Raw genomic sequence first — 18,423 nt, 5'->3', positions numbered from 1 at the left:
GCCCTGCCTAAAGAATGCCGAGGTTGCGCTGCAGCTCATAGGGGGTGACCTGGAGCCTGTAATCCTGCCACTCTGCCCGCTTGTTGCGGAGGAAGTGCTCAAAAACCTGCTCGCCAAGGATTTCGGCCACCAGTTCGGATTCCTCCATTGCCCGGATGGCGTCGTGGAGGCTGGCCGGAAGAGGCGCGTGCCCCATCGCCTTGCGCTCCGCGGTGGTCAGTGACCATACGTCGTCCTCAGCGGCAGCGGGGAGCTCATAGCCCTCCTCGATGCCCTTCAGGCCCGCCCCGAGCAACACGGCGTAGGCCAGGTAAGGGTTGGTGGCGGAGTCGATGCCACGGTATTCGATCCGCGCAGACTGTCCCTTGCCGGGCTTGTAGAGCGGAACGCGGACCAGCGCAGACCGGTTGTTGTGTCCCCAGCTCAGGTAGCTCGGGGCCTCGCCGCCGCCCCAAAGCCGCTTGTAGGAGTTCACGAACTGGTTGGTGACAGCCGTGAATTCCGGAGCGTGCTTGAGGATGCCGGCAATGAACTGGCGTGCGGTCTTGGAGAGCTGGAACTCCGCACCGGCTTCGAAGAAAGCGTTGGTGTCGCCCTCGAACAGCGAAAAGTGCGTGTGCATTCCGGAACCGGGGTGATCGGTGAACGGCTTGGGCATGAACGTGGCGTAGGTACCCTGCTGGAGCGCAACTTCCTTGATGACGGTACGGAACGTCATGATGTTGTCCGCGGTCTGAAGCGCATCGGCGTAACGAAGGTCGATCTCGTTCTGCCCCGGGCCGCCCTCGTGGTGGCTGAACTCCACGGAGATGCCCACGGATTCGAGCATGGTGACCGCAGTACGGCGGAAGTCCTGTGCCACACCACCGGGAACGTGATCGAAGTAGCCGCCCTCGTCCACAGGTACCGGCGAGCCATCCGGGCCCAAGTCCTTGGACTTGAGCAGGTAGAACTCGATCTCAGGGTGGGTGTAGCAGGTGAAGCCCATGTCCGCGGCCTTTGCCAAGGTCCGCTTGAGGACGTTGCGGGGGTCCGCGGCCGACGGTTCGCCGTCCGGAGTCAGGATGTCGCAGAACATCCTTGAGGTTTGTTCGGTCTCACCACGCCAGGGCAGGATCTGGAAGGTGGAGGGATCCGGCTGCGCGAGCATGTCGGATTCGAACACACGCGCCAGGCCCTCGATCGCTGAGCCATCAAAGCCAAGGCCTTCTTCAAAGGCACCCTCGACTTCGGCGGGCGCAAGCGCCACCGATTTAAGGGAACCCACGACGTCGGTGAACCACAAGCGTACGAAGCGCACGTCACGCTCTTCGATTGTCCGCAGAACGAACTCTTGCTGGCGGTCCATAGGGCCTCTTTTCCGATTCGTTGTCCATGCCGCTGGTTTCAAGGGACAGAAGCCACGGCAGCTCAGCCTTCACTCTACTAAGAGTTCCCCCCTAAAGCCGCAGCAGTAGCTGCGTGTAACACACCGTTTACAAAAGGTGACGCTGGGCACACTGCTGGCAGCCGCCGTCGGCACCGCTTAGGCTCTATCCATGGCCCCGAGCAACCTTCCTGAGTCCACCACGCCCGCCGAAGTTTCCGCCCCTTACGGAAGCGGTCCCGGAACCGGTGCGCAGGCGCCATCAGCGACCGGCAGGAAGCCGGCCGGCCGGATACGGATCCACCACCTCCAACAGGCCAAGGACAACGGCGAACACTTCGCCATGCTGACCGCGTATGAGCAGTACGCGGCGGAGATCTTCGACCAAGCGGGAATCGAAGTGCTGCTTGTCGGCGATTCGGCTTCCAACAACGTCTTCGGCAACGAAACCAGCCTTCCCGTCACCGTGGATGAGCTTCTTCCCCTGACCCGGGCAGTGAGCCGCGCAGCCAAGCGGGCATTGGTCATTGCCGACCTGCCTTTCGGCAGTTATGAGGTCTCTCCCGGCCAGGCCGTGGCTACCGGCGTGCGCTTCCTGAAGGAAGGCCTTGCACACGCGGTGAAGATCGAGGGAACCGCGTACTACGCGGACACTGTCAAAGCGATGGTCCAGGCAGGCATCCCCGTCATGGCGCATATCGGCTTCACACCGCAAAGCGAACACTCCCTCGGCGGTTACCGCGTCCAGGGGCGTGGGGATGACGCGCAGCGGCTCGTGGACGACGCTGTGGCCCTCCAGGATGCCGGAGCGTTCAGCGTCCTGATGGAAATGGTCCCCGCGGAAACGGCTGCCCTTGTGGACGCTGCGTTGCGCGTACCAACGGTGGGCATCGGAGCAGGCAAGAGCACCACAGGCCAGGTCCTCGTCTGGCAGGACATGGCCGGACTCCGGGGCGGCAAGATGGCCAAGTTCGTCAAGCAGTACGCAGACCTGCGCACAACCCTGACCGACGCAGCTGCCGCATTCGGCGAGGACGTCCGGTCCGGGCAGTTCCCCGGACCGGAACACTCCTTCTAGGCAGGCCTTGGCTAATCGTCGTCCTGGGCATCCCAGGCGTCATTGCGGGCTTTGACCTTCTCCAATGCGTGCTCGGCTTCTTCCCTGGTTTTGTAGGGGCCAATCAGCTGGGTCCAATCGGACATGGCGTCCTCTTCGATCTCGTGCGTCTTGACGTTGTACCAGTACTCCGTCACGTCTCCTCCTCATCGCCGGGGCCGTTGAACGCGTAACGTTGGCGCGGCCACAGTAGCCTTGCCGTGCATTGTTACTTACGTCTCTTGCGTGCCTTATATGATCAATCTATGCCTTCTCTTGCTTCGACTGCACCCATTGGCGCCCTCACCCCGGGAACCATCAGCCCTGAACGCCCCGTCCCCGCATCGATTCCCCGGCCGGAGTACGTCGGCAAGAAGGCGCCTGCCAAGTTCACGGGCTCCGAAGTGAAGTCGCCGGAGACGGTTGAGAAGATCCGCGTAGCAGGCAGGATTGCCGCCCAGGCGATAGTAGAAGTAGGAAAGCACATCCAGCCGGGTGTCACTACCGACCAGCTGGACAAGGTCGGCCATGAGTTCCTCTTGGATCACAACGCCTACCCGTCCACCCTGGGCTACCGGGGCTTCCCCAAGTCCCTCTGCTCCTCCCTCAACGAGGTGATTTGCCACGGCATCCCGGATTCCACCGTGGTCCAGGACGGCGACATTCTCAACATCGACATCACCGCCTTTATTGACGGCGTGCATGGGGATACCAACTACACTTTCCTGGTTGGCGACGTGGATGAAGAGTCCCGTCTGCTGGTTGAGCGTACGCAGGAGTCGCTCAACCGGGCCATCAAGGCCGTGGCCCCGGGCCGCGAAATCAACGTAATCGGCCGTGCCATCCAGTCCTACGCCAAGCGCTTCGGTTATGGTGTGGTCCGGGACTTCACAGGCCACGGCGTGGGTGAGGCCTTCCACACGGGCCTCATCATTCCGCATTACGACGCAGCCCCGGCATACAACACCGTGATCGAGGCGGGCATGGTGTTCACCATCGAGCCCATGCTTACCCTCGGCACCATCGAATGGGATATGTGGGCAGATGACTGGACAGTCGTCACCCGCGACCACAAACGAACGGCCCAGTTCGAACACACGCTGCTGGTCACTGAGACCGGCGCGGAAATCCTTACCCTTCCCTGAGCTCACCGGAAGGTCCAAGCAGCCCGGCCGGCTGTGCCTTGCCCATCCCCTCCTGCCATGATCGGAAATGCATTGTCCAAGAAGGATGAGAAAACCCACAAGAACGCGCCGCTGATCGGTATCGACATCGGCGGTACCGGCATCAAAGGCGGCATCGTCGACCTCAAGAAGGGGAAGCTGATCGGCGACCGCTTCCGGGTCCCCACACCGCAGCCTGCTACACCGGAAGCGGTGGCCGATGTCGTAGCCGCGATTGTCGCGGAGCTGTCCAAGCGTCCCGAGGCCCCGGCAGCGGACTCCCCGGTGGGCGTCACTTTTCCCGGCATCATCCAGCACGGCGTTGTCCACTCCGCAGCAAATGTGGACAAGTCCTGGCTCGAAACCGACATAGACAAGAAGTTCACCGAGCGCCTCGGCCGTCCGGTTGAGGTCATCAACGACGCCGACGCAGCGGGCCTCGCGGAAGCACGATACGGAGCCGGTGAAGGTGTCGACGGTACCGTCCTGGTGATCACGCTGGGAACGGGCATCGGGTCAGCATTCATCTTCAACGGCCAGCTGGTCCCCAACGCCGAGCTCGGCCACCTTGAGGTGGACGGACATGACGCCGAAACCAAAGCCTCCGCCGTGGCCCGCGAACGGGATGGCCTCAGCTGGGACGAGTACGGCGTGTTGCTCAACCGCTACCTCCAGCACGTGGAATTCCTGTTTTCCCCTGAGCTCTTCATCGTGGGCGGTGGCATCTCCAAGCGCTCGGACGAGTACTTCCCGTACCTGGACCTCCGTACCAGGATCGTGACTGCAAAGTTGAAGAACGACGCCGGCATCGTGGGCGCAGCCCTCGAAGTTGCCCTGCACCACAAACTCGCCAAGTAACCCGGACATGGCCGAGGCTACAGAAAGCCGCTCAGGCATCGCGATCGTCACCGGCGCAAGCCGCGGGATTGGTGCTGCCGTCGCCCAAGCAGCGGCCTTGGCGGGATACGGTGTCGTCGTCAATTACTCGTCTGACGCCGCGGGCGCGGATGCCGTGGTTAACAGCATCCGCGCCCGCGGCGGCGAGGCACACGCCGTCCGGGCAGACGTCAGCCAACCCGCCGACGTCGAGCGTTTGTTTGACGAAGCTGCGCGCCGCGGACCAGTGACTGCCGTTATCAACAACGCAGCCATCACGGGCGATCTGATCGGGCCGCTGGTGGACGTACCCTCGGGGACTGTTCAACGGGTGTGCGACGTGAACATCGCCGGCCTGATCTATATGTGCCAGGAAGCTGTCCGGAGGCTCTCGTTGGATTCCGGCGGACCCGGCGGTTCGATCATCAATATTTCGTCGACGGCCACCAAAGCCGGCTCTCCCGGAACCTGGGTCCACTACGCCGCAACCAAAGGCGCAGTGGACGTTCTGACCGTGGGCCTGGCTGCCGAGGTCGCCAAACAGGGAATCCGGGTTAACGCCGTGGCGCCCGGAAGCACGAACACCGGCTTGCATGCCGCAGCCGGAATGCCGGATCGTGTGGAGAGGCTCAATCCCACCATTCCCATGGGCCGCGGAGCCGAACCCGAGGAAATCGCGGCAGCTGTGACGTGGCTGATGTCCGATGACGCCGGGTACATCACGGGTGCAGTGCTGCCGGTCTCCGGCGGCCGCTGATACGGCCATGCCTTGGTGCCGGTGGCGGCTGCGGCTTCCCCTCCGCTGCCGCCACCGGAGCTAGAGTTGGCTCGCCTCGGAGCCTTTGGGTTGCTTGCTGCCCGCTTTTGCGTGAGCTTCATGCTCGTGTCGGAGCAGCGAAATAGCGGATTCGAAGTCTTCCAATGATTCGAAGGCCTGGTACACACTGGCGAAGCGGAGGTAGGCAACCTCGTCCAATTTGCGGAGCGGTCCAAGGATGGCGAGCCCGACCTCGTGGGCATCAATCTCCGCCGCGCCGGATGAGCGGATGTTTTCTTCAACTTCCTGGGCAAGCATGGCGAGGTCGTCCTCGGTCACCGGCCGCCCCTGGCAGGCCTTGCGGACGCCGCTGATGACCTTGATGCGGCTGAATGGTTCACCCACGCCGGAGCGTTTGATGACGGAGAGGCTGGTTGTCTCCACCGTGGTAAACCGGCGGCCGCATTCCGGGCATTGCCGACGGCGGCGAATGGAAGAGCCGTCGTCCGCCATGCGGCTGTCGACAACACGGGAATCGGGATTCCGGCAGAACGGACAATACACGCTGGGCCTCCCCTGACAACTCCGGCACGGGCACCACCCGGCAAGCCGCCGGATGCGCAAAAGGTGCCGGAAGATTCACTTCCGGCACTAGTTTACGTAGGTACACACCCTAATGACAAGCTTGTAATTACTACATGTAGTGGTGGTGACCCTTATATGTAGTGGTTGACCTGCTATTCGAAGCGGATCCGCACCGCATCTCCGTGACCCGGCAGGTCCTCGGCACCGGACAGGCTCACGATGTGGCTGCTGACCTCCTCCAGGGCACCGCGGTCATAGTTGATGACCTGGACGGCCCGCAGGAAGGTGGTCACGTTCAGTCCGGAGGAGAACGCCGCCGTGCCGCTGGTGGGCAGGACGTGGTTGGATCCGGCGCAGTAGTCGCCGAGGCTGACAGGGCTGTAATCCCCCACGAAGATGGCCCCGGCGTTGTGGATGCGTCCGGCTACCGCTGCGGCATCCGCCGTCATGATTTCCAGGTGCTCCGCAGCGTAGGCGTTGCAGACTGCAATCCCCTGCTCAAGGTCATCCACGAGGACCACGCCGGACTGCGGGCCGGAGAGGGCCTCAAGAACACGGGCGCTGTGCTTGGTTGCCGCCGCCTGACGCGCCAGCTCACGCACGACGGCGTCAGCGAGTTCGGTCGAATCCGTCACTAGGACTGAGGCTGCTTTGGGATCGTGCTCTGCCTGGCTGATGAGGTCGGCCGCCACAAGCGGGGCTTGGGCAGTGGAGTCGGCGAGGATGGCGATCTCCGTAGTGCCGGCCTCCGAGTCAATACCCACCACGCCCTTGACCAGCCGCTTGGCCGTGGCCACGAAGATGTTGCCCGGGCCTGTCACGACGTCCACAGGTTCGATGGGCAGTTCGTCCCCCGAGCCCGGAATCCCGTAGGCGAAGGACACAATGGCCTGCGCACCGCCGATGGCGTAGACCTCATCAATGCCCAGAAGCTTGGCGGCCGCGAGAATAGTGGGGTGCGGAAGTCCGCCAAAATCCTTCTGCGGCGGTGAGGCCAGGGCGATGGATTCGACGCCGGCGGCCACCGCAGGAACGACGTTCATGATGACGGAGGACGCCAACGGAGCGAGTCCCCCGGGAACGTACAGCCCCACCCGGCCCACCGGAATCCAGTTCTGGCTGACGACTGCACCGTCCCCCAGCGAAACGTCCACGTTGCGGGGTCGCTGCCTGTCGGCAAACTGCCGAGCCCTGCTGATTGACTCTTCAAGGGCGGCCCGGACGTTGGGATCAAGCCCGGCGAGAGCCTGGGTCAGGGCCTCCGCGGAAACCCTTGGATGCGACTGCTCAACGCCGTCGAACGTGCGTGCCAGCTCGGCCAAGGCACTGAACCCGCGGCTGCGAACGGCGGCAATGATGTCCTGGACCTTCTGTTCCGCATCCGCCATGGTCTGATGGCGCGCCCTGGGAACAGCTCCGCGGAGTTCCGCCAGGGAGAGGCGACGACCCCGGAAGTCAATGCTCCGGAAGTTAAGGGCGGCTGGGGCGGAAGTATCGGAGGAAGTGGTCACCCCGCTATTTTACGGGCTTCTTGGAGAGAACCCCGAATAAAGACAGGACGAAGGTGACAAACGCCGTCGCACCGGTCCACAGCAGGAGGACAGCATAGGACCGGAGCGTGAACCCATAACCAGGGCCAAGGGCCGGGTTGGCTGGAGGACCCCATAGCTGGGCGGCCAGCAAGCCGGTCAGCCATGCGAGGAGTGCACCCGCCGCACCCCCGAGTAGCGCCAACACCAAACGCCGGGAGGCGCTGGCACCCTCGAGCTTGCCATCGAGCATGAGCCCGGCAGCGCATCCCGATACCAGCATCAAGGCCGCCAGGATCAGGTCACGCGGGAGCCACGACTCAGGGTTGTCAGGATTGGACAGCTCGGGATTGCCGGAGACGAGGTTGAGGCCGCCCGGAGCCAGCAACCACCAGAGCAGCCCCACAACGATTCCGGAAGCGGCCGGGACAACCAGCCAAAGGAAGTCCCGCGCCGGGCGGGAAGCGGTGGCCGGAGCCGGTTCGGAAGCAGCTTGGAGGTTCACACTGGGCTCGGTCATGCACTCACATTAACAAAGGTTCACGCTGGCTCCGCAAAATAGGGGAACCGCTGCGTGGGAGGAATACTCTGGGAGGAGAGCATAGGCCCACCCCAGGAGAACACCACCGTGGCAAGCGAACCATCCGGCTTCGAACAGACTTTCAGGGAGATGTTCCGCAGGCACGCTGCCGGAGTCGCCATCATTACGGCCAACCTCAACGGCAAACCCTTTGGTTTCACCGCAACATCCGTGGCATCGCTGTCCGCCGAGCCGCCCCGTTTCACCTTCAACATGGCCAGGAGCTCCAGTTCCTGGCCCGCTGTCGCGAACGCGGAATATATCGGTGTCCATATGCTGGGGCTGGAGAACCAGGCGTTGGCCGACAGGTTCGCACGGACCCGCGACCGGTTCGACGGCGACCACTGGGAGCCCGGCCCCCATGACGTTCCCATCCTCAAGGACGTCAGCGGCTGGCTGGTCGGCAAGATCCAGATGCGCTTGTCTTTTGAGAACAACGCAGTGGTTGTGGTCGAGGTCGTCGACGGCCAAGTGGGCGGGGAAGGGACCCCGCTGCTGTACCACGGCGGCGCTTACAGCAAGCCTGCGCCGCTCGACTACGAGATCTGACTACCGCGGGCCCGGCTGTCAGTTGTCCAGACAGGCCGGACCGAGCAGGACCTTGAGGTCTCCAAAGAGCGACGGACTGGGATTCACCCGAAGATGCACTGGCAATCCCATGACCTCCACCTTGGTATCACCCATCAGCTTCAACCGGACCTCCGAGTTCCCGCGGTGGGTGCGAAGGACGTCCCGCAGATCCGTTACCACTGCCTCCGTGGCCTTGAACGTGGGAATGGTGATCACGACGGGACCGTTGACGCTTTCGCTCAGGTCCGGCACCGATAGTTCCATGCAGTTCAATGTCACAGCGCCGTCATCCCGGCGCTGCAGGCGCCCCTTGACCACAACGATCAGGTCTTCGGCCAGCACAGAAGCAATGGGGCCGTAGACCTGGCCGAAGAACATGACCTCCATTGATGCACCGAGGTCCTCGATCTCCGCCCTGGCATAGGCATTGCCGCTGGCCTTGGCGATCCTGCGGCTCAGGGAGGTGATCATGCCTGCAATGGTGACAATGGCGCCGTCGTGTGGTCCGTCCTCGGCGATGATCGACGCAATGGTCTGCTCGGCGTGCTGGCTCAGGACACCCTCCAGCCCCTGCAGGGGGTGGTCTGAAACGTACAGTCCCAACATGTCGCGCTCGAAGGAGAGTTTGTCCTTCTTTTCCCATTCAGGGAGATCGGGAATTTCCGTGGTCAGCGAAGCTTCCGGTTCCTGGTCTTCGAACCCGGCGAAGAGGTCGAACTGGCCAATGGCCTCGTTTCGCTTGAGCGTGATCACCGAATCAATGGCTTCTTCGTGGATCATCGCCAGCGCCCTGCGATGGTGGCCGAGGGAATCGAAGGCGCCCGCCTTGATCAGCGATTCAATGGTGCGCTTGTTGCACACCACCGCCGGGACCTTGAGGAGGAAGTCCTTGAAGGACGTGTAGTTTCCCTCCGTCGCCCGGGTGGACACCATCGCGTCCACCACGTTGACACCAACGTTGCGGATGGCTCCCATGCCGAAACGGATGTCCTGGCCCACCGGGGTGAAGTTCAGCGACGATTCGTTGACGTCCGGCGGAAGCACCGTGATGCCCATGCGCCGGCACTCATTGAGGTAGATCGCGGACTTGTCCTTGTCATCACCCACCGAGGTCAGCAGTGCGGCCATGTACTCCGGTGCATAGTGCGCCTTCAAGTAGGCAGTCCAGTACGAAATAACCCCGTACGCGGCCGAGTGCGCCTTGTTGAAGGCGTAGTCGGAGAACGGAAGCAGGATGTCCCAGAGCGTTTTGACCGCGGCCATGGAGTAGCCGTTGTCCTGCATGCCTTGGGAGAACCCGGCGAACTGCTTGTCCAGTTCGGATTTCTTCTTCTTACCCATCGCGCGGCGAAGGATATCTGCCTGGCCAAGCGAGTAACCGGCCAGTTTCTGGGCGACGGCCATGACTTGCTCTTGGTAGACGATCAGGCCGAAGGTGCCACCAAGGATCTCCTTGAGCGGCTCTTCCAGCTCCGGATGGATGGGAATGACTTCCTGGATGCCGTTCTTGCGCAAGGCATAGTCCGTGTGGGCGTTGGCGCCCATGGGACCCGGCCGGTACAGGGCCAGGACGGCGGAGATGTCTTCGAAGTTGTCAGGCTTCATGAGCTTGAGCAGCGACCGCATGGGTCCGCCGTCTAGCTGGAACACGCCCAGGGTGTCGCCGCGGGCCAGAAGCTCATACGACGCGGCGTCGTCCAGCGCAAGGTTTTCGAGATCCAGGTCCACGCCACGGTTCATCTTGATGTTTTCCAGGGCGTCCGAAATGATCGTGAGGTTTCGGAGGCCCAGGAAGTCCATCTTGATCAGGCCGAGGCCTTCAGAGGTGGGGTAGTCGAACTGGGTGATGACCTGGCCGTCCTGGAACCGCCGCATGATCGGAATAACGTCGATGATGGGGTCCGAGGACATGATGACGCCGGCGGCGTGTACACCCCATTGGCGCTTCAGGCCCTCAATGCCCAGCGCCGTCTCGAAGACCTTGGCTGCCTCCGGGTCGGTGGCAATGAGCTGCCGGAAGTCCCCGGCCTCGCTGTAGCGCTTGGACTCCGGATTCTGGATGTCCGCGAGGGGAATGTCCTTGGCCATGACGGCCGGCGGCAGGGCCTTGGTCAGCTGCTCGCCCATGCTGAACGGATAGCCCAGCACGCGGGAGGAGTCCTTGAGCGCCTGCTTGGTCTTGATGGTTCCGTACGTCACGATCATCGCCACGCGCTCGTCGCCGTACTTCTTGGTGACGTAGTCGATCACTTCCGAACGGCGACGATCATCGAAGTCGACGTCGAAGTCAGGCATGGAAACGCGGTCCGGGTTGAGGAAGCGTTCGAAGATCAGACCGTGCTGGAGGGGGTCGAGGTCGGTGATGCGCATGGCGTAGGCAACCATGGAACCGGCACCGGAACCACGTCCGGGACCCACCCGGATGCCGTTGTTCTTGGCCCAGTTGATGAAGTCGGCCACCACGAGGAAGTACCCGGGGAAACCCATGGAGGTGATGACGCCAAGCTCGTAATCGGCTTGTTTGCGGACCTTGTCCGGGATGCCCTGGGGGTAGCGGTACTTCAGGCCGGCGTCGACTTCCTTCACCAGCCACGAGGTCTCGTCTTCGCCTGGCGGGCAGGGGAAGCGGGGCATGTAGTTGGCACCGGTATTGAAGGAAACTTCGCAGCGCTCGGCGATCAGGAGCGTGTTGTCGCAGGCTTCCGGATGGTCACGGAACAGCTCCCGCATTTCCTGCGGTGATTTCAGGTAGTAGCCACTGCCGGAGAAGGCGAAGCGGGACCCGCCGTTGTCGTAGGTTGGCTCAAGCAGAGTGGAACCGGACTGGATGGCCAACAGGGCTTCGTGCGCCTTGGCATCGTGTTCGTGCGTGTAGTGGAGATCGTTGGTGGCCACCAACGGCAGGTTGAGCTCCTTGGCCAGGCGGAGCAGGTCACCGGTGACGCGCCGCTCAATGTCCAGACCATGGTCCATCAACTCGCAGAAGTAGTTTTCCGCGCCGAAGATGTCGCGGAACTCGGCTGCGGCTTCCACGGCCTCCCGGTAGAGTCCCAGGCGGAGCTTAGTTTGGACTTCTCCGGAGGGGCAGCCCGTGGTGGCAATGAGGCCTTCGGAATAGGTGTTGAGCAGTTCACGGTCCAGGCGCGGCCACTTACCGAAAACAGAATCCAACGACGCAATCGACGAGGCCCGGAACAGGTTTCGCATGCCCACGTTGTTGTAGCTCAGCAGGGTCATGTGGGTGTAGGAGCCACCGCCGGAAACGTCGTCCTTGCGCTGGCTCTCATCGCCCCAACGGACCCGCTCTTTGTCACCGCGGGCCGTTCCCGGGGTCACATAGGCTTCGACGCCGATGATCGGCTTGATGCCTTTATCCGTCGCCTTGCGCCAGAAGTCGAAGGCGCCAAACAAATAGCCATGGTCCGTGGTTGCGAGGGCCGGCATGCCCAGGCGCTCAGTTTCGTCGAACAACTCCCCCAGCCGTGCCGCTCCATCCAGCATGGAGTATTCGGTGTGGGTGTGAAGATGGACGAACGAATCATTGCTGGAAGTCACCACGACAGTCTACCGTCCCGGGTCGGGGAGGAAACGGACCGCAACGGCACCGGACTTCAGGTCAATGGAATCAGGCCGAACCCGTTTCCAACAGATCCAAGGCGTACTGGAGGTCCGCCGGATAATCGCTGGCAACTTCCACCCATTCGCCGGTGCGGGGGTGCGTGAAGCCGAGCTGGCGGGCGTGCAGCCACTGCCTGGTCAGCCCCAGCGTTGCCGCAAGACGGGGATCGGCGCCATAGGTGAGATCTCCGGCACACGGGTGGCGCAGCGCCGAGAAGTGGACACGGATCTGGTGCGTCCGTCCGGTCTCCAGATGGACTTCCACCAGGGTCGCCTTACCGAAGGCTTCCAGGACCTCGTAGTGGGTAACGGACGGACGACCGTCCTCGATGACGGCGAAGCGCCAGTCGTGGCCCGGGTGCCGGCCGATCGGTGCATCAATGGTTCCGACCAAGGGATCGGGCAGCCCTTGGACAACGGCGTGGTAAACCTTGTCCACGGTGCGCTCCTTGAAAGCCCGCTTGAGCACCGTGTACGAATGCTCGGTCTTGGCTACGACCATGACACCGGACGTGCCAACGTCGAGCCTGTGGACGATGCCGGCGCGCTCCGGCGCTCCGGACGTGGAAATCCTGTACCCCGCCCCGGCGAGACCGCCAACCACTGTGGGTCCAACCCACCCGGGAGACGGATGCGCCGCAACCCCCACAGGCTTGTCGATGACAACGAAGTCTTCGTCATCCAGCAGGATTTTCAGGCCTTCCACAACTTCCTCCACCACTTCAAGGGGGTCACGCCGGTCGGGAACCGTGACGTCCAGCACCGCACCGGCCACAAGCTTTGCCGACTTCCCCAAGGGCGCACCGGCGCTCGTAACGTTCCCTTCGGCGATCAACAGGGCCGCGGCCGAGCGGGATATGTCCAGCAGCTGGGCCAGTCCGGCATCCGCGCGGACGCCGGCCAGATGGTCAGGTACAACCACAGCGTCACTCACCGGCGGGGCCTCCGCCGGCCGGCTTGGCGTCCTTGGAAGACTTCGCGGCGGCGACATGGCGCTTGCCGTCCATGCCAATACCCCGCAAGGTCAGCAAACAGATGATGACGACGCCGGACACCACCGCGGAGTCAGCGATGTTGAAGATGGCGAAATTCGGCAGCTGGATGAAATCGACCACGTGACCCATGGCGAACGAAGGCTCCCGGAACAAGCGGTCCGTCAGGTTGCCCAGTGCTCCTCCCAGGAGAAGGCCCAAGGAGAGCGCCCACCATGCAGAGCCCAGGCGACGAAGCTGGAACAGGATGGCCACCGATACCGCCGCCATAATGATCGTGAAAATCCACGTCACATTCTCGCCAATGGAGAACGCGGCCCCGGAGTTCCTGATGAAGTACCAGTGCAGCAACGGAGGCAGTACCGGAATGCGCTCCCCCTCGGTCATGGTGCTCGTAACCCAGAGCTTGGTGAGCTGGTCAAACGCGTAGGCGAACGCAGCGAAGCCGGCAAAAAGCCACAGCATGGCCGGACGCCACTTACGTTGCACGGTGGGTGCCGGCTGTGAGGCGTCGTCAGTTAGGTCGTCGGTCATAGTGCTTTCATTCGGGAGGCGTGGCGGTCTGTTATTGGTCTTTAACAGCAAAGGCCGGTGGCCGAGGAGTCCTCAGCCACCGGCTTTCAGAATACTTGCTAAACGTCTGCGGTTGCTTCGCCGACCTCGGGGGCAGCAACGGAACCACGGGCATCGAGATCGCGCAGCTGGCCTTCGATGTAAGCCTTCAGGCGTGAACGGTAGTCACGCTCGAAGCCACGGAGCTGCTCAACCTTGCGCTCCAGGACGGAACGCTGCTGCTCGAGAGCACCAAGGATCTTGCGGGACTTTTCCTGGGCATCGTTCACGAGGCTGGAAGCCTCGATCTGAGCCTCGGCAATGATCTTTTCCTTCTGCTGCGCACCGTCGGAGACGTGCTTGTCGTGCATCTGCTGCGCCATGGCGAGCAGGCCTGCAGCGGATTCAGCGGAGGGGGTAACGCTGTTGCTGGCGGCCGGGGCCTTGGCAGCGGCGGCAGCCTGCTCAGCTTCCTTCTTCTTGGCAGCTTCGGCGGCCTTCGCTTCAGCCTCGGCCTTCGCCTCGGCTTCCTTGTCGACCTTGACGGGAGCCGGAACCTTCTCGACGACCGGAGCCGCAGCAGTTGCAGCGGGCACAGCCGAACCAGCCTCGCCGAGCTTCTTGCGGAGCTCGTCATTTTCCTGGTTCAAGCGGCGCAGTTCCACCACGATCTCGTCCAGGAAGTCATCGACCTCGTCCTGGTCGTAGCCTTCGCGGAACTTGGTCGGCTGAAAGCGCTTGTTGACAACGTCTTCTGGCGTCAAAGCCATCTGGTCACCTCGTTGGTCTAGTTAGTCAGTAGGCCTTCCGGCCGTTCAAAACTACGGTACCTAAATAACATCTTGTTCCTCCAATTCAACACCATCGTGTTGATTTGGAGAATTTGCGGCCTGTGAACCATCGGTGGTCCAGGTTCCGCGGGCAATCAGGCCAGACTGAAGGTCACTGCCATGGCGATGCTCACGGCAATGATCAGGATCAGGAAGCCCAAATCCAGGGATATTCCACCCAGCTGCAATGGCGGTATCAGTCGACGAAGCCTTCCCAGGGGAGGATCCGTGACGGAGTAGACCACATGTGCTGTAACCAATGCCACACCCCTGGGGCGCCACTGGCGCGCAAACATCTGCACCCATTCAAAGACCAGGCGGATGATCAGCGTGATGAAGAACAGAAACAACACAATATGGATAAGGCCGAAAACAATGCCCACGAGTTAGCTCAGATCTCCCACTTGTTCCGGAATGCGGATCGGTCCCTACTATTGCAACACAGATGCCAGGCAGGTTGACCCGCCTGGCATCCGCGAAAAGACTGTTGTCAGCTCTGGTTGAAGAAGCTGGCCTGCGTTTCGCTGGCCTTCTTGTCATCTCCGATGACTTCAACGTACGACGGCGACAACAGGAAGACCTTGTTGGTAACCCGCTCGATACTGCCGTGCAGGCCGAAGACCAGGCCGGCGGAGAAGTCCACCAGGCGCTTGGCGTCCGCTTCACCCATGTCGGTGACGTTCATGATGACCGGAATGCCATCCCTGAAACTTTCACCGATGACCTTGGCATCGTTGTAGGAGCGGGGGTGAACGGTGGTGATCTGCCTCAAGCCAGAGGCATCTTCGCGGCTGGACGCCGCACGCTTAATTGGTGTCACGGGTGCGCGGTATTCCTCTTCGACCTCAACAGGGGGCATTTCACGGACAACTTCCCGGACGGGAGCGGGCGCGCGTCGCTCTTCCCGATCCTGTGTCTGGGGGCGTTCTTCGTCGTGGTGCGCGGCGACGGACTGCTCAGATTCGTAGTGTTCATCGCCGTCGGCGAGCCCAAGATAGATCATTGTCTTGCGCAGAGCGCCAGCCATGGTGCACTCCTATCATTTCTGCAGTAGGCGGGCCGCCATGACTTGACATATTGGAACCCCGGCCCGTCATTCCAATACTTTGACGCTACCCCACGGCCGGACGTGAACCGAGAATATCGGAGCCAATTCTCAGGTGTGTCGCCCCGAACTTCACAGCGGCCTCCAGGTCCTGGCTCATGCCGGCGGAAATCGCCGTCGCGGACGGATGGTCGGCACGCAGTGCGGCAGAAATGCCGGCCAGGTTCGCGAACGCTTCTTCGGGGTCCGCGCCGAGTGGCGCGACCGCCATGAGCCCGCACAAACGCAGGCCGGCCGCCGACTCGATCCGGGCGGCGAGGTCCCCGACCATTGCCGGAGCGGCACCGCCCCGGTGGGTACCGGCGTCGTTCTCCAAGCTGACCTGGATGAAGCAATCAAGGTCTGCCCTGCCCGTGGCGTCCTGCTCACGGGCGACAGCCTTTGCCAGGGCATCAACCAGTTGGGGCCTGTCGATCGATTGGACCGAAGACGCATATTTGGCCACGGATTTGGCCTTGTTGCTTTGAAGCTGGCCGATGAAATGCCAGCGGATGTCCAGTTCAGTAAGCCCGGCAGCCTTTGCGGCGGCCTCCTGATCGCGGTTTTCGCCAACATCGGCGATCCCGAGGGCGGCCAACCTGCGGACATCGTCCGCGGGATGGAACTTGGTCACGACGATCAGCCGGGGAGTGTCGGAGCGGGCGGCGGCAACAGTAGCGGCCTTGATCCGGTGACTTACAGCATCGAGACGCTCCGCAAGTTCCGCAGAACGCGCGTCACCGTGCCGGGGGGCGTCGCCGTTGCCTGGGCTAGTCATGCGTCCACACCAATCCTGCGAATCGACCGGTACGGGAGTCCCGCCGGTATGAAAACAGCGAGTCGCTCTCCAACGTGCACTCCCCCAGGTACTCCACGGCAACGCCGGCAGCGTCCAATTGGGCCCGGACACCCGCAGGCAGGTCCAGGGAAGGAGTTCCCCACGATGTGGAAGACCACGTCGCAGGAACCTTTTCCGCGACCTCGGACCGCAACTGCTCCGGGACCTCATAGCAGTTTCCACAAATTGAGGGACCCACCCATGCCTGGATATCCAGCGCACCCCGGTGCCGCATTTCGGCCACCGTGGAAGAAACGATTCCGGCGGCAACACCCGGGCGACCGGCGTGGGCCACGGCGATAACGGGGCGATCTCCGGAGTCGATCCCTACCAGAACCACCGGTACGCAATCGGCGACCATGACTGCCAACGGTTGGGGCGCACCGTTGGGCAGTACGGCCGCAGACACCATGGCATCGGCGGTGGGCCCGGAACCGTGCGAAGCAATGAACTCCACATGGTTTCCATGCACTTGGTCCATGAATTGGAATCGCTTGGAGCCCAACCCTGCCGACTGCTCCAGCCCGGTACGGCGGAGCTGCACGTCGCCGGGATTGTCCCCCACGTGGAGGGCCAGGTTCCCGGCGCCCGTATCAGTGAATGCTACGGAGACGCCGGGCCGGACCTCATCGCGCCACAAAAACACCAAGTACTTCTTCTCCGAACGGGGCTTACTTCAGGAAGTCAGGAACATCGAGATCGTCCGAGCGGCTGCCCGAAAGATCGGGCTCCACCACTGCGGGGAGGTCGACGTCGAAGCCTGAGTCCGCGGGCAACGCGGCAGGACGCTGCTGGCCCCAGTTGCTCAAGCCTGCGGCGCCGATGCCAGCCGTTGCGTGCTGCGGAGCCGCAGCGTTCGACGGCGCGCTGGACGGCGCAGCAGGGCGGTCGGCCGGTACGGGGTTCTGGGCCGGACGGGACTGATCCATGGAGGGCGAAGTGGCCTTGACGTCGTCAAAGCCTGCAGCGATGACAGTCACGCGTGCTTCGTCGCCAAGGGCGTCGTCGATAACAGCACCGAAGATGATGTTGGCCTCAGGGTGGGCAACTTCCTGGACAAGGCGGGCCGCCTCGTTGATTTCGAAGAGGCCGAGGTCCGAGCCACCCTGGATGGAGAGCAGAACACCATGCGCACCATCGATGGAAGCCTCCAGGAGCGGCGAGGCAATGGCAAGTTCCGCTGCCTTGACCGCGCGGTCCTCGCCGCGGGCCGAGCCAATGCCCATCAGGGCCGAGCCGGCACCCTGCATGACCGACTTGACGTCGGCGAAGTCCAGGTTGATGAGGCCGGGGGTGGTGATGAGGTCCGTGATGCCCTGGACACCTGAGAGGAGCACCTGGTCCGCGGAACGGAAGGCGTCAAGGACAGAGACATTGCGGTCGCTGATGGACAGGAGGCGATCGTTGGGGATCACGATCAAAGTGTCGACTTCATCGCGGAGGGCGTCGATTCCGGCCTCGGCAGAACCTGCACGGCGACGGCCCTCGAACGTGAACGGACGGGTGACCACACCAATGGTCAGCGCGCCCAGGGAGCGGGCGATGCGCGCAACAACGGGGGCGCCACCGGTTCCGGTGCCACCGCCCTCGCCGGCGGTTACGAAGACCATGTCAGCGCCGCGGAGAACTTCTTCGATCTCATCAGCGTGGTCCTCGGCGGCCTGCTTGCCGACCTCAGGGTTTGCGCCGGCGCCAAGGCCGCGCGTCAGCTCGCGGCCGACGTCAAGCTTGACATCGGCGTCGCTCATGAGCAGCGCCTGCGCGTCAGTATTGATGGCGATGAACTCGACTCCACGAAGGCCGACCTCGATCATGCGGTTGACTGCGTTCACGCCACCGCCGCCGATGCCGACGACCTTGATGACGGCCAGGTAATTCTGCGGTGCTGCCACGTTTCGTGCCCCTTGCTTGTGTCCTATAGCGAAACTGATCGAGTCCAACTTGAATCCTTGGACCTTAACCCTCTAGTTGAAGGTTATAGTTATGT

General features: G+C 62.6%; 19 protein-coding genes. 5 read left to right on the top strand and 14 right to left on the bottom strand.

Annotation, left to right across the window (positions count from 1 at the left end; translation table 11 throughout):
• Positions 1-7: 7 nt before the first annotated feature.
• The gene (gene glnA / locus JMY29_RS08235; protein ID WP_018779314.1) at positions 8-1,348 is read right to left on the bottom strand and encodes a type I glutamate--ammonia ligase; all 1,341 of its coding nucleotides are present in this window, start codon (positions 1,346-1,348) and stop codon (positions 8-10) included.
• A 190-nt stretch (positions 1,349-1,538) separates the two neighbouring features.
• Here glnA and panB point away from each other — a divergent pair, with 190 nt between their 5' ends.
• The gene (panB, locus tag JMY29_RS08230) at positions 1,539-2,444 is read left to right on the top strand and encodes a 3-methyl-2-oxobutanoate hydroxymethyltransferase (RefSeq protein WP_189075734.1); all 906 of its coding nucleotides are present in this window, start codon (positions 1,539-1,541) and stop codon (positions 2,442-2,444) included.
• 11 nt (positions 2,445-2,455) lie between these two features.
• Here panB and JMY29_RS08225 read toward each other — a convergent pair whose 3' ends face one another.
• A complete protein-coding gene (locus JMY29_RS08225; protein ID WP_011774435.1) occupies positions 2,456-2,620 on the bottom strand; it encodes an SPOR domain-containing protein in 165 nt (54 codons plus the stop codon).
• A gap of 108 nt (positions 2,621-2,728) precedes the next feature.
• Between JMY29_RS08225 and map the strand changes: the two genes are divergently transcribed.
• The 3 genes from map (at position 2,729) to JMY29_RS08210 (ending at position 5,258) form a co-directional block, all read left to right on the top strand.
• Positions 2,729-3,607, top strand: a complete 879-nt coding sequence (gene map, locus JMY29_RS08220) for a type I methionyl aminopeptidase (RefSeq protein WP_018779312.1) — start codon at positions 2,729-2,731, stop codon at positions 3,605-3,607.
• A 72-nt stretch (positions 3,608-3,679) separates the two neighbouring features.
• Entirely contained in the window at positions 3,680-4,483 is an 804-nt protein-coding gene (gene ppgK / locus JMY29_RS08215; protein WP_189075770.1) for a polyphosphate--glucose phosphotransferase, read from the top strand.
• Between the two features lie 7 nt (positions 4,484-4,490).
• Positions 4,491-5,258, top strand: coding sequence for an SDR family oxidoreductase (locus JMY29_RS08210; RefSeq protein WP_189075735.1), 768 nt, complete (start codon positions 4,491-4,493; stop codon positions 5,256-5,258).
• A gap of 60 nt (positions 5,259-5,318) precedes the next feature.
• Here JMY29_RS08210 and nrdR read toward each other — a convergent pair whose 3' ends face one another.
• The 3 genes from nrdR to JMY29_RS08195 form a co-directional block, all read right to left on the bottom strand.
• Entirely contained in the window at positions 5,319-5,822 is a 504-nt protein-coding gene (gene nrdR, locus JMY29_RS08205) for a transcriptional regulator NrdR (RefSeq protein ID WP_026267383.1), read from the bottom strand.
• A 173-nt stretch (positions 5,823-5,995) separates the two neighbouring features.
• Complete coding sequence (gene hisD / locus JMY29_RS08200) at positions 5,996-7,354, bottom strand: histidinol dehydrogenase (RefSeq protein WP_055977771.1); 1,359 nt, start codon at positions 7,352-7,354, stop codon at positions 5,996-5,998.
• A gap of 4 nt (positions 7,355-7,358) precedes the next feature.
• A complete protein-coding gene (locus JMY29_RS08195; protein ID WP_018779307.1) occupies positions 7,359-7,892 on the bottom strand; it encodes a hypothetical protein in 534 nt (177 codons plus the stop codon).
• Positions 7,893-8,000: 108 nt separating this feature from the next.
• On the opposite strand from JMY29_RS08195, the gene JMY29_RS08190 reads away from it, so the two are divergent.
• The gene (locus tag JMY29_RS08190; RefSeq protein WP_018779306.1) at positions 8,001-8,501 is read left to right on the top strand and encodes a flavin reductase family protein; all 501 of its coding nucleotides are present in this window, start codon (positions 8,001-8,003) and stop codon (positions 8,499-8,501) included.
• Between the two features lie 18 nt (positions 8,502-8,519).
• Here JMY29_RS08190 and dnaE read toward each other — a convergent pair whose 3' ends face one another.
• The 9 genes from dnaE to ftsZ form a co-directional block, all read right to left on the bottom strand.
• Positions 8,520-12,077, bottom strand: a complete 3,558-nt coding sequence (gene dnaE, locus JMY29_RS08185) for a DNA polymerase III subunit alpha (protein ID WP_026267382.1) — start codon at positions 12,075-12,077, stop codon at positions 8,520-8,522.
• A gap of 70 nt (positions 12,078-12,147) precedes the next feature.
• On the bottom strand, positions 12,148-13,074 hold the full coding sequence (locus JMY29_RS08180) for an RluA family pseudouridine synthase (RefSeq protein WP_189075736.1): 927 nt from the start codon (positions 13,072-13,074) through the stop codon (positions 12,148-12,150).
• A complete protein-coding gene (gene lspA, locus JMY29_RS08175; RefSeq protein ID WP_055977774.1) occupies positions 13,067-13,666 on the bottom strand; it encodes a signal peptidase II in 600 nt (199 codons plus the stop codon). The genes JMY29_RS08180 and lspA overlap by 8 nt, the downstream gene beginning before the upstream one ends.
• 98 nt (positions 13,667-13,764) lie before the next feature.
• Positions 13,765-14,454, bottom strand: coding sequence for a DivIVA domain-containing protein (locus JMY29_RS08170; RefSeq protein WP_018779302.1), 690 nt, complete (start codon positions 14,452-14,454; stop codon positions 13,765-13,767).
• 155 nt (positions 14,455-14,609) lie between these two features.
• A complete protein-coding gene (locus tag JMY29_RS08165) occupies positions 14,610-14,897 on the bottom strand; it encodes a YggT family protein (RefSeq protein ID WP_018779301.1) in 288 nt (95 codons plus the stop codon).
• A 107-nt stretch (positions 14,898-15,004) separates the two neighbouring features.
• Positions 15,005-15,541, bottom strand: coding sequence for a cell division protein SepF (locus JMY29_RS08160; protein WP_018779300.1), 537 nt, complete (start codon positions 15,539-15,541; stop codon positions 15,005-15,007).
• An 85-nt stretch (positions 15,542-15,626) separates the two neighbouring features.
• Positions 15,627-16,376, bottom strand: a complete 750-nt coding sequence (locus JMY29_RS08155; protein WP_018779299.1) for a YggS family pyridoxal phosphate-dependent enzyme — start codon at positions 16,374-16,376, stop codon at positions 15,627-15,629.
• Positions 16,369-17,082: a polyphenol oxidase family protein gene (locus JMY29_RS08150; protein WP_018779298.1), complete on the bottom strand. Its 714-nt coding sequence runs from the start codon at positions 17,080-17,082 to the stop codon at positions 16,369-16,371. The genes JMY29_RS08155 and JMY29_RS08150 overlap by 8 nt, the downstream gene beginning before the upstream one ends.
• A gap of 25 nt (positions 17,083-17,107) precedes the next feature.
• On the bottom strand, positions 17,108-18,328 hold the full coding sequence (gene ftsZ / locus JMY29_RS08145; RefSeq protein WP_018779297.1) for a cell division protein FtsZ: 1,221 nt from the start codon (positions 18,326-18,328) through the stop codon (positions 17,108-17,110).
• Positions 18,329-18,423: the final 95 nt, after the last annotated feature.

It is taken from the genome of Paenarthrobacter nicotinovorans, assembly GCF_021919345.1.
GTDB classification, from domain to species: Bacteria; Actinomycetota; Actinomycetes; order Actinomycetales; family Micrococcaceae; genus Arthrobacter; species Arthrobacter nicotinovorans.
The sequence above is the reverse complement of the archived record's forward strand: the minus strand, read 5'-3'. Positions and strand labels throughout refer to the sequence as shown.